The sequence below is a fragment of the Bacillus cereus group sp. BfR-BA-01430 genome (genome assembly GCF_022663115.1).
GTDB lineage: Bacteria > Bacillota > Bacilli > Bacillales > Bacillaceae_G > Bacillus_A > Bacillus_A cereus_BD.
Genome location: NZ_JAKUEW010000023.1, coordinates 1 through 13,946 on the forward strand (window position 1 = coordinate 1; position 13,946 = coordinate 13,946).

The following is a 13,946-nucleotide window of genomic DNA, read 5'->3' on the forward strand; positions in this document are numbered from 1 at the left end:
TTGTAGAAATTAGTGAAGCGACAGCGTTACCAGAGACAGCAGCAACAAGTGGATCAATGGCAAGTAATGGCTGCTCAACGTGCGGTTCAAGTTCATGTTGTTCATCATAAGAAGATAAATGTAAAGCATAGATACAGTACAGAAATTTTGATGGGTCTTAGAGAGGGCAGTGTTATAAAAAGTTCTTAGCTTCAAGCTGTCCTCTTTATTATTGAAATATGTAATTTAAGTTAGGTATTATTAAATGTTTTTGTTTATAAATTTACTATCAAATTGTTGGAATTTGTGTCATTCACTAAATAAACTTACGAGTTGTATTGTTTTTAGGGCAAAGGAGGTCTCTGTAGTTGATAGAAAAAACATTATTGTTAGGTGAACCTCTTACAATAATTGGATTTGAAATATTAGATATGATACAAAAAGCAAATAGACAGACAAGCTCTGTTTTGGAAGCATTTAATGAACTGAATGAACATGAATATGAAAATAAAACTTTAGTAATGAATGATGTCAATTTAAATTTGGTGTTTATCCATAATAATAACCTTTTTGTAAAAGTTTATAATAAAAAGGAAGTAAAAGTCTTTAAGAATTTAATGTTTAATGACTTAAATGAAGATAAACAATATATTATGTTCATAGATAATATGAACAATGATTATCTAGCATTAATTAAGAAAATATCGAGAAGTTTACAGTTGAAATTTAAACAGAATAATATTAAAGTTAATAGAATTCAATCGCTAGAAGATCAGATTATAGGTGATTCTCTAAAAACTAGTTTAGTAATAGAGGGAGAATTTGGTTATGGGAGAACTAGATAAGAGAAGCATAAACTAAGAATAAAAGGGCATAATATGCTATTTTTATTCTTAGTTTTTTTATTTGTATGTATATAAAATGAATATAAAACGATTTTGATAAAAAAAACAACGATTATGAATCAGAATAGAAAGTATTAAAACGATTCTGATGAAAAAAATCAATTTTATGATTTGATTTACAGAAAATTCAATTCTTAATGTATTATAGGGATCAAGAGGTGATTACAAATGGAAAATGAATTACATAAAACGATTTCAATAACTGAAAAAGTATCACATAGAGTTCTGCATATATTAATAAAAAATGAAGATATTAGTAGAGTTGAATATCTAAAATGCAAGTTAGCGATTGAAGTTTTCTTTCTTAATGTTTCTAAAATCTCACTGATTTATCTCATAGCATTATGTTTAAAAATTTTAGTTCCTGTTATTATTTTTCATATTTCTTTTATGCTAATTAGAACATATGCATATGGTGCTCATGCTAAGACTAGCTTTCAATGCACATTATTAAGTTGTTTTCAATTAGTTGGAATTCCATACTTAATAGTAGAGGGAGGGCAAATGACAAAATTAACATTAATCACCTTAGTAATTTTAAATTTTTTAATTCTGTATAAATATGGTCCTACAGGTACAAAAAAGAATCCGATTACAAACATGGATAAAATCAGAAATTTGAAAATGAAAGCATTAAAGATGAATTTGTTCATACTAGTTGTTGTAGTATTATCATCATCTTTATTAATTGCTAATTTAATTGCGATAGGAAGCTTTACGGCATGTGTCATGTTATTGCCAACGACATATAAATTATTAACTGGAGATTACGTATAATTATATAAAATGGAGGGGTAGTATGTTAAGGGACTATCTAATTAAATTATGTTTAAAATTTGGAGGTTTAAATATTAATCAATGTTGTATAGGGATTGGATATGAACCAAAATTACCAAAAGAGTTAATAGATTAAAAAAATGTAGTGAAATGGCGGGAGGAATATTTAGAATGAAAAGAATGTTATTTAGAATATGTTTAAAGTTTGGAGGTTTAAATATTAATCAATGTTGTATAGGGATTGGGTATGAACCAGAATTACCAAAAGAATTTTTATAGAGTTAAAGAAATTTAAATGTTATAATATGGTTATTCTACAATTTAAGGGGAATAGCTATGGTAACAATGCTAGTTGTGTTTTTACAATATACTTGTGTGATTATGAATTCGAAGATAATTACAGAAATATATTGTATGTCTATGAAAGAATTATTTTTTACTATTACTTGTGGTTTGTTAGTTGGAATATCTTATCTAGTTTTAAATATATATGCGTCAATTTTAATGGTCATTTCCGTATTTTTAATTCAATACTATTTTAAAAGAAATATAGTTGAAACTGCTATAGTTGCTTCATATGCAATAATAATTTTTATTCTAAGTGATCATTTAGCTACGACAATAGAAAGTTTTTACACCATTATTAATTTTGATATTAGTCAATATACAATTCTTATACATATAGCTATGACATATGTGATTGCGATACTAATATGTAAATTAGTGCTATATATTAAAAAATACTTTAAACAGAAAAATCCGAATGATTCAAAGATAGGGATTTTTGTTGGAATAATGGGAGTACTGACTGTATTTGCTTATTATACTTGTATATATTTAGGTAATCATTTAGGTAATAGTATAGAACTAATTAAATTAAACTTTGTATTCTTTATTTTGTATTTATTGATATCGCTGACTATTTTTTACGTATATTCTGAATCGTTGAAGAAAACATATGATGCGCAACAAAAAGTAATGGAATATGAAAATATGCAACATTATACGAATGAAATAGAAAAGCAATATACAGAGATGCGAAAATTCAGGCATGATTATCAAAATATTTTATCTTCTTTAGATGGTTTCATTGATGAAGATGATTACGATGGACTTAAAACTTATTATATAGAAAAGATAAGAACCGCTTCAGAACATATAAATAGTAATAATTTTAAATTGGAAAATTTAAGAAGGATTAAAGTGAAAGAAATAAAAAGTGTTCTTTCAGCAAAACTAATTAAGGCTCAAGAATTAAATATTGATGCAACATTCGAAGCAAATGAGGATATTGATCATATACCGGTAGATTCAGTAATTCTAGTTAGAGCAATAGGTATATTAATGGATAATGCAATTGATGAACTTAAATATTTAGGTTATGGAAATTTATGGGTTGGCATGGTAAAGGACAAAAGTTCATTAATGGTGATTATACAAAATACTTGTAGAGAAGATGTTCCGAGAGTTCACAAGCTTAAAGAACAAGGTTTTTCAACTAAAGGGGAAAATAGAGGACTTGGGTTAAGTAATTTAACAGAGTTGATTCAAAAGTGTCCAAATGTAGTTTCAGAGACAATTATTAAGAATAGGAATTTTGTACAAAAGTTAGTTATTACCTTGGAGGGATAAAAATATGTTATCAGTGTTTATATGTGAAGATGATATAGCACAACGTGAAAGAATTGAAACGTATATAAAAAATTATATTATAATAGAAGATTTAGATATGGAATTAGTACTTTCGACTCAAGATCCATTTGAGATACTTGAGTACTTAAAGAGTCATCCTAAAACAACTGGTTTGTACTTTTTAGATGTTGATTTACAAGCTAAAATTTCAGGATTGGAATTAGCTGCTGAAATTAGAGATTTAGATGATCTTGGCAAGATCGTCTTTGTAACAACACACGGTGAGCTATCTTTTTTAACATTCACTTATAAAATTGAAGCTATGGATTATATTATTAAAGATAGGCCAGAAGAGATACAGAGAAAAGTCCAGGATTGCGTAAAAATAGCTCATAAAAGATATTTGAGTGATAAAAATCCTAAAAAAGAAATTTTTAAGGTGAAAATTGGTGATAAAGTTCGATCTATTTATTACTCAGATATTATGTTTTTTGAATCTTCTGCTGTTCCACACAAAATAATTCTACATTTAGAAAATTCTCAGTTAGAGTTTTATGGCTCAATGAAAGAAGTTGAAAAAATAAGTGATTGTTTTTATAGATGTCACAAGTCTTATGTAATAAATAAGAATAATATTCAGTTAGTTGATAAAAAAAAGAGAGAGGTAAAAATGGTAAATGAAGAAACTTGTCTAGTCTCAGTGAGGGCATTGAAGGGATTAGATTGAAGTGGAGAATATGAGTTAGGATGAGAAAAAGAAATCTTTGAAACTTTCAAGGCTCAAGTCACTCACGAATGTTAGTTGGAGTATTGGATCAAATATTAATCAAAGCGGCAAAAAAATTTTGTGTGAGCAATGTCATGAGTAGAAAGGAATTGGAAGTAGTATTGGGGATAATCGATAATAATTAAAATTATAACATTCACTATATTTTATATAAAAATATAGTGAATGTTATTTTTTATATAATAATAAAAATAATTAAAATTATGGTAAAATAATACTATTGCATAAAGAGGGGGAAACATTGTATGAAAAAAGAGTGGCTTGCTAACATAGATTTAACGAAAAAAATTGATTCAAAATCGAAGTACAATAAGAAACTTGAAAAATATCAAAGGCATTTATTGGCATTACAGCAGATTTTAAAAGAAGAAAAAGTAGCTGTTATTATGGTTATGGAAGGCTGGGATGCGGCTGGTAAGGGCGGAGCAATTAAGCGAGTGACCGAACATCTTGATCCGCGTGGATTTCAAGTGAAACCTATTGCTGCACCTGCTCCTCATGAAAAACGATATCATTATTTGCAACGATTTTGGCGGAAAATTCCTCAGTATGGACAAATTGCAATTTTTGATCGTTCTTGGTACGGTCGTGTTTTAGTTGAGCGTGTGGAAGGGTTTGCCACACAGGAAGAGTGGGCAAGAGCATATGATGAAATCAATGACTTTGAGAAGTTATTAACGGATGATCATTACATTGTTGGAAAGTTCTTTTATCATATTAGTAAAGATGAACAGTTAAAGCGATTTAAGGAGAGAGAGAACAATCCTCTTAAAAGATGGAAAATTACAGATGAAGATTGGCGTAATCGTGAAAAGTGGGAGGAGTATGTGGAAGCAACGGAAGAAATGTTTGAAAAAACAAATCAACCAAATGCGGAGTGGCATATTATCGCTAGTAACAATAAATTATATGCACGTGTGAAAACATTAAAAGTAATGATTTCATTAATTGAGGATTATTTTTTAGAACATGGTATAGAACTGCCTTCTTATTACTATGAAATAAAAGAGGAAAAGCAAGAGGAATTTGAAGTTGTGAAAGATATAAGTGTGAAATAGGACGGAAGAATTTTGTCATGATAAAAGATGCGCGTGAAACACAAAAATGTTTTTTACGCCAATATAGAGATAATTCTTGTGGAAACGATAGAATTATGCTAAAATTTATGTAAATTTAAATGAACGGAGGGGTCTCCTTTGATTTTTATCAGATTACGTCTCAATACTTTGTGCCGATAATTGAATAGCGCTCAAAGGCTCTGTCTGTGTACGGAGTGAACGGGATTGGTCTGCCTATTTTAAAGGAACCCTTTATGAAACGCATATGTGAAAAAGAGGGAGGGACGAATACGCCCTCTTTTTGTTTTACCTTTATAAATAGAATGATTGGGTATATGTATACATATTGGATACGTATATCATTTGGGGATTTTTGCGCATGGAATTTAGAAGAAGCACGATGTTCTTCTATTTGTCGTGTATCCTTGTCCGTTTATGAAAACGCAGGCAGTGGCCTGTGTTTTTTAGTTTGCGTAATCGAAATGGAGGAACATGTATGGAAGAATTTGTACAAAGAGCAATATTAGTTGGTGTAAATTTAGGGAACGAAAGCGATTTTCAATATTCAATGGAGGAATTAGCAAACCTCGCAGAAGCATGTGATGTGGAAGTTGTCGGGCAAGTTACACAAAATTTACAACGTGTAAATCCTTCCCATTATATTGGAACAGGAAAGATTGAAGAAGTAGCAGCCTATGTGAAGGAAATGGATGCGAATATTGTTATTTTCAATGATGAGCTATCCCCTTCGCAAATTCGAAATTTAGAAGAAGATTTAGACTGTAAAGTTATCGATCGTACGATTTTAATTTTAGATATTTTTGCACAGCGTGCGAAAACGAAAGAAGCACAGTTACAAGTAGAGGTAGCCCATCTTCAATATATGATGCCCCGTTTAATCGGCCTTCGCGAATCGCTAGGAAGACAAAGCGGCGGTGTTGGTACGAAAAATAAAGGTGTCGGTGAGAAAAAGTTGGAATTAGATCGCCGAAAAATTGAGGAGCAAATTTCAGCGTTAAATAAAGAATTAGAAGCACTTGTTGCACAGCGTAAAACGCAGCGAAAACAACGAAAGAAAAATGAAATTCCCGTTGTAGCGTTAGTAGGATATACAAACGCAGGGAAATCTACGATGATGAATGCAATGCTTGAAATCTTTAATGGAACTGTAGAGAAGCAAGTATTTGAAAAGGATATGTTATTTGCGACATTAGAAACATCTGTCCGAAATATTGAGCTTCCGGATAATAAATCATTTTTGTTAACAGATACAGTTGGATTTGTAAGTAAGTTACCACACCATCTTGTAAAGGCATTTCGTTCAACGTTAGAAGAAGTAGCAGAAGCAGACTTACTCATTCATGTTGTCGATTATTCGAATCCAAATTATGAGCAATTAATTGAAATTACGAATCACACATTAAAACAAATTGGAGTTGAAAACATCCCGACAATTTATGCATATAATAAATCAGACATGATGGATGTGGAAATTCCAAAAACGAAGGAAGATCGTGTTTATTTATCTGCGAAGAAACAAATTGGCATGGAAGAATTAGTCGAAATGATTCGTTCACACATTTATACAGAATATACAAAGTGCGAAATGTTAATCCCGTATGATCAAGGACAAATTGTTTCTTATTTCAATGAGTATGCACATGTTATATGTACGAGTTATGAAAATGAAGGTACGAAACTTTCGCTGGAATGCAAGATTAGTGATTTTGAGAAATATAAGCGTTTTGTCATTTGAAATAAAACATATTGAATATATTTCAAATATTCACTTATACTAAAAGTAGTGTGAATAAAATGGAAAGAACGGAAGGGTGACCCAATTACATGAAGTACTAATCCTATTTACGAAAGCAAACAATTGAAGGCTATTTTTAAAAGACCATTACGCGGTTATTTGTGATGCCTTCAATTTGCGTTTTTCAGAATAGGATGGACTTCTATAGTTGGACCAAAGAGAATATGGTTTTCTCTTTTTGTGTACACCTATATATGATTTATGCCTCCTATTCTGAATGGATATAGGGGGCATTTTTTGTCTCCTAAATGAGATAAGAGGAGATGGTAGTATGTTTTTATTAGAAGTCAATCATATAAAGTACTATATACAAGATCGCTTGTTACTTGATATAGATCAGTTGCAAATTCATCAAAATGCTCGAATTGGGTTAGTTGGTAGAAATGGAAGCGGAAAAACGACGTTATTTCAAATATTAGCTAGAGAAATTGCTCCGGAAGAAGGGAGTGTTGTTCAGCGTGCGAGGTGCGAACTTTTACCGCAGCTGAAACAAACAGATACAACAAAAAGCGGTGGTGAAGTGACGCAAGAATATATTCAGAAAGCTCTTCTGAAAGATCCGGAGCTTTTACTTGCCGATGAACCAACGACAAATCTTGATACAGAGCATATCGAATGGCTAGAGAAGAAGCTTGGAAATTGGCAAGGGGCATTTATTATCATTTCACATGATCGTGCGTTTTTAGATGCTCTTTGCACAACGATATGGGAATTGGATGAAGGGAAAATAAAAGAATATACAGGTAACTATAGCGAATATGTAAAACAAAAAGAAATAGAGCGCCAACAAGAACAATTAGCATATGAAAAATATGAAAAAAAGAAAAAGCAGTTGGAAGAAGCAGTAAAGCTGAAAGAGAAAAAGGCGGAACGAGCAACAAAGACTCCAAAGAAAGAAGGAAAGTTAGAACCGAAAGTTACAAAGCCGTACTTTGCAAAAAAACAAAAGAAGTTACAAAAAACAGCAGCCGCTATGAAAACAAGGTTAGAAAAACTTGAAAAGGTAGAAAAAGTAAAAGAGCTTCCACCGCTTAAGATGGATTTACCGAATGCGGAAACGTTTAAAAATCGGATTATTTTGCAAGTGAATGATGGAATAGGTAAAGTTGGGAAACGTGTGCTATGGAAAACAGCAAGCTTTCATATTCGAGGTGGTGATAAATTAGCAATTATCGGTGCAAATGGGAGCGGGAAAACAACACTTGTAAAACGAATTATAAATCAAGAGTATGGGATTAGACTTTCTCCTGCTGTAAAAGTTGGCTATTTTAGTCAAAATTTAAACATATTAGATCCGAAAAAATCGATTATCGAAAATGTTCAGTCTTCTTCCGAACAGAATGAAACGCTGATTCGAACAGTTCTTGCAAGAATGCATTTCTTTAGAGAGGATGTTTATAAGCTTGTAGAGGTTTTAAGTGGTGGAGAACGAGTAAAAGTGGCATTAACAAAGCTATTTTTAAGTGATATAAATACTTTAATTTTGGATGAACCGACAAATTTTCTTGATATGACAGCTGTTGAGGCATTGGAATCTCTTCTAAAAGAATACGAAGGGAGTGTAATCTTTGTTTCACATGATCGCCGCTTTATTGCAAATATCGCGACACGAATTTTAGCCATTCATAATCAAGAGATCGAACTGTTTGAAGGAACTTATCAACAATATAAACGAACTCAAGTACAACAAGCTCAAGACCGTAAAAAAGATACACGTCTTTTATTGGAAACGAAATTATCAGAAGTGCTAAGTCGGTTAAGCATTGAACCGTCCGAAGAATTAGAAAGGGAATTTGAAAAACTGTTACAAGAAAAACGAAAGTTGGATGCGGCTGAATAAGTGAAACATATATTCAAACATAAAAGTACATCATGATTCAGGAGTGATGTACTTTTTATAAGTAAAAGGATAGAGGAAAAGTTATATATGCCAGAATCTCTTTTTACTCTGTCATATACGTCTATTTATAAGAATATATACGTGCAAATGGACGAACGACAACACATTTTACGCTTGGACGTTCCAAGTAAATAAGCCCTGCTTGGAAGATTGGAGCAATTGCTGCATCATCTTCAACTAGAATTTTCTCAGCATCTTGGAACGCTTTCCAACGTGCTGGTAAATCAGTTGCTAAAGAAGAAATAGCTTTTTCCATTAATTCGTCATATTATTTGTTTGAATAGTTCATTTTGTTGAAAGGGCCATCTGTTACGAACATATTTAAAAATGTTGTCGGGTCAGGGTAATCTGGTCCCAAAGTAGAAAGTGAAATTTCAAAGTCTCCATATCCTTCACGTTTTAAAAATGTTTTTACTGGAAGTGGATTTAGTGTGATTTTTAAACTAGGTAGATTTTCTCTAATTCGCCTTTTAAGTATTCACTTATTTTTTTATCGTTTGATTCATTAGTTGATATGATGGAAAGAGAAACATTTTGCAGGTTTGTTTCTTTTTTTGCCGTCGCCCTTTGTTTTTTATTCATTGCTTTCATCCTTATTTTTATCTTTGATTTAGTATAAAAGAAGATAAAGAAAATTTCTATAATTAAAACCAATAAAGTTTATGTGAAAAATGTATTTTGTGGAAAGTTGTATTGTTGGAAAAAGAGCTAAAACCAGTATAAAATAGAAATGTTTTAAAAGTCAGAAGTGATGATACCTGCATGAAAAATATATTTTGTAAGGAGGGAGAAATTCAAATATGCAGGCAATTTCAAAAGAAAATACAGTGACGACGCCAACGATATATCGCATTTTATTTGCAATTAGTTTCGGTCACTTTTTGAATGATTCTATGCAAGCTGTTGTGCCGGCATTGTTTCCTATTTTAGAAAAAACGATGAATTTATCTTATATGCAAGTAGGGTGGATTGCGTTTGCGCTAAATATGACGTCATCTATTATGCAACCGGTGTTTGGGATGTATTCGGATAAGAAACCATCACCATTTTTACTACCGCTTGGTATGTTTGCAAGCATGCTTGGGATGATTGGACTTGCATTTGCACCAAACTTTATTATTGTTATTATTTCTGTTTTATTTATCGGATTAGGTTCAGCAGTCTTTCATCCAGAAGGAGCCCGCGTTGCGTATATGGCATCTGGTGCGAAGCGTGGGTTAGCACAAGCGATTTATCAAGTAGGAGGAAATACTGGGAATTCACTTGCCCCCATTTTTACAGCGTTAATTTTCGTTCCTCTTGGTCAAAAAGGTTCGCTTGGGTTTACGGCTTTTGCAGCAGTAGGGATTCTATTATTAATGTATGTGTCAAAGTGGTATAAAAATGAGTTGGTGAACGGTGCTGTAAAAAGAAAGAAACGGGCTGCACTTGAGGCTGAAAATGCAATTGTAAGTACGCATATTAAATTTGTTATCGTTCTCCTTGTCTTTTTAACATTTGTTCGTTCGTGGTATGGAGCTGGTATTGGTAACTTCTATCAATTTTATTTGATTGAGCATTATGGTTTATCGATAAAGAATGCGCAATATTTTGTATTTGCCTTTATGATTGCCGGTGTACTTGGAACATTTTTTGGAGGACCACTCGCAGATCGATTTGGTAAGAAAAATATTATCGTATTTTCCATGCTAGGTTCTGCGCCGCTTGCACTTTTATTACCGCATGTTTCTCTTTTATGGGTTGTGCCATTATTTTTATGTATTGGTTTCATTAGTTCCAGTAGCTTTAGTGTAATTGTTGTATATGCACAAGAACTTGTGCCAGGGAAAGTAGGGATGGTATCAGGACTAATTGTCGGTCTTGCATTTGGACTTGGAGCGCTAGGTGCTGTCGTTCTTGGGAAATTAGCTGATATATATAGTCTACAGTTCATTATGGTATTGTGTAGTTGTTTACCATTAATGGGACTTACTTCCTGGTTACTGCCGAGTGATAAAAAATCTGTATAGAATAGGGGATGCGCTATGAAACTATGCAAAAATGTTACAGAATTAATAGGGGATACACCTGTCGTACGATTATCTAAATTTGTTCCGAAAGATGCGGCGGATGTATATGTAAAGTTAGAGATGTTTAATCCATCTCGCAGTGTGAAAGATCGTGCAGCTTATCATTTAATTCATGTTGCAGAGGAGCAAGGTTTTATTCAGCCGGGAGATACGATTATTGAACCGACAAGTGGGAATACGGGAATTGGTTTAGCGATGAATGCAGCGGCGAAAGGATATAAAGTGATTTTAATTATGCCGGATAATATGTCAAAAGAACGAATTAATCTGTTAAAAGCATATGGTGCAGAAGTTGTTTTGACACCGGCAGAACAAAGAATGCCAGGTGCAATTGCAAAAGCGATAGAACTACAAAAACAAATACCGAATAGCTTTATCCCACAGCAATTTGAAAATCCAGCAAACCCAAATATTCATCGCTATACAACAGCACTTGAAATTTATGAACAAATGGATGGGAAGTTAGATGCTTTTGTAGCGACTGCTGGAACAGGTGGAACAATGACAGGGACTGGGGAAACGTTGAAAGAGAAACTAGCTAATTTATATATTGCAGTAGTTGAACCGAAAGGATCGCCTGTTTTATCTGGTGGTGTACCAGGTCCTCATAAACTAGTTGGAACAAGTCCGGGATTTATTCCAAAAAACTTAAATACAGAAATATATAACGAAATTATTCAAATTGCAGATGAAGAAGCGCTAAGTACGATGAGAAATTTAGCAAAACAAGAAGGATTATTAGTAGGGCCATCTTCAGGGGCTTCCGTGTATGCTGCAATTATGATTGCGAAGCGATTAGGTGTGGGTAAGAAGGTATTGTGTATTGCACCTGATACAGGTGAACGGTATTTAAGTATGGGATTGTTTGAATAACATATTGTGAGAGCACGCAAAGTAGAAAAATAAGAGATGTAACAATTTATACAGTTACATCTCTTATTTTTATTTTATAAATTTTCCTAGTAGCGGTAATCGTTGAATACGATTACCGAGAATGCGCGAAGCAAGTCCGCTTGTTAATACAAATAAAAGATAGACGAATCCGCCGGCTACGCCGCATATGATTACGATAAGTAATGATTCAATGTAAGGTTGTCCAGGTATGAACCATCCGATCATCGCTTTTAATGCTATGACAATAGCGGACATTGCACTAGAATAAATAAGAATAAGACATACTGTTTTTACAGTCTCTTTTATATCAATCTTTGTAAATTTAACGATACAGTATAACATAATGGCATCTGAAACGAGATACCCGAGAATGGTTCCAAGTACAGCGCCATGGCCGCCTAATACATATAGAAGAGGAGTGTTGATAATCAGTTTTACAAGAATGCCTACTGAGAAAGCAATCATTGTTTTTCGTTGATAATCAATTCCTTGTAAAATAGCTGCTGAAACGGTAAAAATCGCGCTTAGTACAGCTGATGGTGCATAGGAAATTAAGTATTGTGAACCGCCTACTGCGATATCGTGGCTCACGTAAACCATGCGGAATGCATCATAAGCAATACTAGCTAGGCCGAATGCCGCTGGAATGGTGAAAAATAATAATACTTGGAATATCTTTGTAATTTGTTCTTGTAATTCTTCTCGTTTTCCACTTGTAAATGATTTTGTTATAGCTGGAATAATTGTTAATGAAAATCCAGTTGCAAGGGAAGCTGGAATCATAATTAATTTTTGAGCATAGTTCGTTATATAAGCGAAAACAGCATTTGCTGTTTTTAATGGTTCGCCAAGGGCTCTTAAAGCGTCAGCAACTGTATATTGATCGACTAATGTATAAAGTGGAATAGCGATGCCGACAAATACGATGGGAATTGCATAACGAAGTAATTCCATATAGATATTTTTTAATGGAAGAGTAGATGCCCTTGATTTAAGCTCACCTTTAGGTGGTTTTAGGTGATTGTATTTTTTCCAATACATGATTAAAATCGAAACGCTAGCAATCGCTCCGACCGCAGCGCCGAATGTAGCGACTGCTACAGAAGAAGCGACAGAGCCACCTAGTAACTTTGTAACAACGAAACTACCAGCTAAAATGAAAACAACACGTGCAATTTGTTCTACAACTTGTGATACGGCGCTTGGTTTCATATGCTGGAAGCCTTGAAAATAACCGCGTGTAACACTCATTGCTGGTACAATAATAAGCGCAAAGCTGAGCGCCCGCATTGTAAGTGTTACGTCAGCAATAAACTTTGGATCGGGCGCTTTTGAACGGATGATAAATTGTGATATGTAAGGCGCACCGATAAATAAAATGAAAAAACCAGCAAATCCCATCAATAGCATCAATTTTACACTGGAGTTATAGAGTTTTTTACTTGTACTATAATCACCTAGTGCATTATATTTTGCAACAAATTTTGATACGGCAATTGGAATGCCGGCTGTTGAAAAACTAAGTAAGATACCGTACCAAGAATATGCATATCCATATAAAGCAACCCCTTGTGTACCAACTAATAATTGAAAGGGGAAGAAATAGATAAATCCTAAAATACGTGAAATCATTGTGGCCCCGCTTAATAAAGCAGTTCCTTTTAACACTTTTGAAGTAGACAAAACATTTTCCTCCCACTTTTGCTCTCATGCAACCATCTATATTACTATAAACCCGTCACAGTATTTAATAAAGTATAAATCTCACTGTTGGAATATGATTCATAGAAAATTCATATTTTGAATTTTCACAACAAAAAGTAGATAGATTATACATAAAAATTCAGAAAAAATTAGTTGACACTATTTTGAATATATGATAAAAATGATATTAATCAATTCGGAAACATCATATTTGGGCAATGAAAGGTTATAGTAGTGAAAATCTTCCTATTTCAGAGAGCTGATGGTTGGTGTGAATCAGTATATAGATTATTCATGAAGTTCGTCCTGGAGCATCTTTCATAAATCTCACATTGTGAGGAAATGAAAGACGGTAGTGAATACCGTTATTAAATAAAGTGGTGAAGAGTTTTTTCACAACTAGGGTGGTACCGCGATATATATCG

The 13,946-nt window shown here is 33.0% G+C and carries 13 protein-coding genes, 1 pseudogene and 1 other annotated feature (1 of these 15 running past the window's edge); of the genes and pseudogenes, 12 read left to right on the plus strand and 2 right to left on the minus strand.

What is annotated here, in order from left to right:
* Window positions 1-8 precede the first annotated feature (8 nt).
* From MR058_RS21485 to MR058_RS21520, 10 genes are all read left to right on the plus strand, one after another.
* Window positions 9-110 carry a thiopeptide-type bacteriocin gene (locus MR058_RS21485; protein WP_242136746.1) on the plus strand — a complete coding sequence of 34 codons (102 nt, stop codon included), beginning with the start codon at window positions 9-11 and terminating at the stop codon, window positions 108-110.
* Window positions 111-347: 237 nt separating this feature from the next.
* Window positions 348-824 carry a hypothetical protein gene (locus MR058_RS21490; RefSeq protein ID WP_242145767.1) on the plus strand — a complete coding sequence of 159 codons (477 nt, stop codon included), beginning with the start codon at window positions 348-350 and terminating at the stop codon, window positions 822-824.
* A 228-nt stretch (window positions 825-1,052) separates the two neighbouring features.
* Entirely contained in the window at window positions 1,053-1,661 is a 609-nt protein-coding gene (locus MR058_RS21495) for an accessory gene regulator B family protein (RefSeq protein WP_242145768.1), read from the plus strand.
* A 22-nt stretch (window positions 1,662-1,683) separates the two neighbouring features.
* Complete coding sequence (locus MR058_RS23765; protein ID WP_396021462.1) at window positions 1,684-1,797, plus strand: cyclic lactone autoinducer peptide; 114 nt, start codon at window positions 1,684-1,686, stop codon at window positions 1,795-1,797.
* Between the two features lie 44 nt (window positions 1,798-1,841).
* Complete coding sequence (locus MR058_RS23770; RefSeq protein WP_396021463.1) at window positions 1,842-1,940, plus strand: cyclic lactone autoinducer peptide; 99 nt, start codon at window positions 1,842-1,844, stop codon at window positions 1,938-1,940.
* 57 nt (window positions 1,941-1,997) lie between these two features.
* Window positions 1,998-3,293 carry a sensor histidine kinase gene (locus MR058_RS21500; RefSeq protein ID WP_242145769.1) on the plus strand — a complete coding sequence of 432 codons (1,296 nt, stop codon included), beginning with the start codon at window positions 1,998-2,000 and terminating at the stop codon, window positions 3,291-3,293.
* A gap of 4 nt (window positions 3,294-3,297) precedes the next feature.
* Entirely contained in the window at window positions 3,298-4,020 is a 723-nt protein-coding gene (locus tag MR058_RS21505) for a LytR/AlgR family response regulator transcription factor (protein ID WP_242145770.1), read from the plus strand.
* Between the two features lie 305 nt (window positions 4,021-4,325).
* Window positions 4,326-5,138, plus strand: a complete 813-nt coding sequence (locus MR058_RS21510; RefSeq protein WP_242145771.1) for a polyphosphate kinase 2 family protein — start codon at window positions 4,326-4,328, stop codon at window positions 5,136-5,138.
* A gap of 496 nt (window positions 5,139-5,634) precedes the next feature.
* Window positions 5,635-6,894 carry a GTPase HflX gene (hflX, locus tag MR058_RS21515; RefSeq protein WP_242145772.1) on the plus strand — a complete coding sequence of 420 codons (1,260 nt, stop codon included), beginning with the start codon at window positions 5,635-5,637 and terminating at the stop codon, window positions 6,892-6,894.
* A gap of 331 nt (window positions 6,895-7,225) precedes the next feature.
* Entirely contained in the window at window positions 7,226-8,794 is a 1,569-nt protein-coding gene (locus tag MR058_RS21520) for a Vga family ABC-F type ribosomal protection protein (RefSeq protein ID WP_242145773.1), read from the plus strand.
* A 121-nt stretch (window positions 8,795-8,915) separates the two neighbouring features.
* Here MR058_RS21520 and MR058_RS23495 read toward each other — a convergent pair.
* Window positions 8,916-9,418: pseudogene (locus MR058_RS23495) on the minus strand (peptide ABC transporter substrate-binding protein); the annotation flags it as partial.
* A 236-nt stretch (window positions 9,419-9,654) separates the two neighbouring features.
* Between MR058_RS23495 and MR058_RS21535 the strand changes: the two are divergent.
* Complete coding sequence (locus tag MR058_RS21535) at window positions 9,655-10,863, plus strand: MFS transporter (RefSeq protein ID WP_242145776.1); 1,209 nt, start codon at window positions 9,655-9,657, stop codon at window positions 10,861-10,863.
* 15 nt (window positions 10,864-10,878) lie between these two features.
* Window positions 10,879-11,796: a cysteine synthase A gene (gene cysK, locus MR058_RS21540; RefSeq protein WP_242145777.1), complete on the plus strand. Its 918-nt coding sequence runs from the start codon at window positions 10,879-10,881 to the stop codon at window positions 11,794-11,796.
* Between the two features lie 69 nt (window positions 11,797-11,865).
* Here cysK and MR058_RS21545 read toward each other — a convergent pair whose 3' ends face one another.
* Complete coding sequence (locus MR058_RS21545) at window positions 11,866-13,500, minus strand: putative polysaccharide biosynthesis protein (protein WP_242145778.1); 1,635 nt, start codon at window positions 13,498-13,500, stop codon at window positions 11,866-11,868.
* Between the two features lie 230 nt (window positions 13,501-13,730).
* Window positions 13,731-13,946, plus strand: a binding site (T-box leader) (it continues 8 nt past the right edge of the window).

What these genes read in the sequence shown, in the direction of transcription:
- MR058_RS21520 (WP_242145773.1), top strand. Translation starts at nt 7,226, where the DNA reads ATGTTTTTATTAGAAGTCAATCATATAAAGTACTATATACAAGATCGC.
- hflX (WP_242145772.1), top strand. Translation starts at nt 5,635, where the DNA reads ATGGAAGAATTTGTACAAAGAGCAATATTAGTTGGTGTAAATTTAGGG.
- MR058_RS23770 (WP_396021463.1), top strand. Translation starts at nt 1,842, where the DNA reads ATGTTATTTAGAATATGTTTAAAGTTTGGAGGTTTAAATATTAATCAA.
- MR058_RS21495 (WP_242145768.1), top strand. Translation starts at nt 1,053, where the DNA reads ATGGAAAATGAATTACATAAAACGATTTCAATAACTGAAAAAGTATCA.
- MR058_RS21505 (WP_242145770.1), top strand. Translation starts at nt 3,298, where the DNA reads ATGTTATCAGTGTTTATATGTGAAGATGATATAGCACAACGTGAAAGA.
- MR058_RS21535 (WP_242145776.1), top strand. Translation starts at nt 9,655, where the DNA reads ATGCAGGCAATTTCAAAAGAAAATACAGTGACGACGCCAACGATATAT.
- cysK (WP_242145777.1), top strand. Translation starts at nt 10,879, where the DNA reads ATGAAACTATGCAAAAATGTTACAGAATTAATAGGGGATACACCTGTC.
- MR058_RS23765 (WP_396021462.1), top strand. Translation starts at nt 1,684, where the DNA reads ATGTTAAGGGACTATCTAATTAAATTATGTTTAAAATTTGGAGGTTTA.
- MR058_RS21510 (WP_242145771.1), top strand. Translation starts at nt 4,326, where the DNA reads ATGAAAAAAGAGTGGCTTGCTAACATAGATTTAACGAAAAAAATTGAT.
- MR058_RS21500 (WP_242145769.1), top strand. Translation starts at nt 1,998, where the DNA reads ATGGTAACAATGCTAGTTGTGTTTTTACAATATACTTGTGTGATTATG.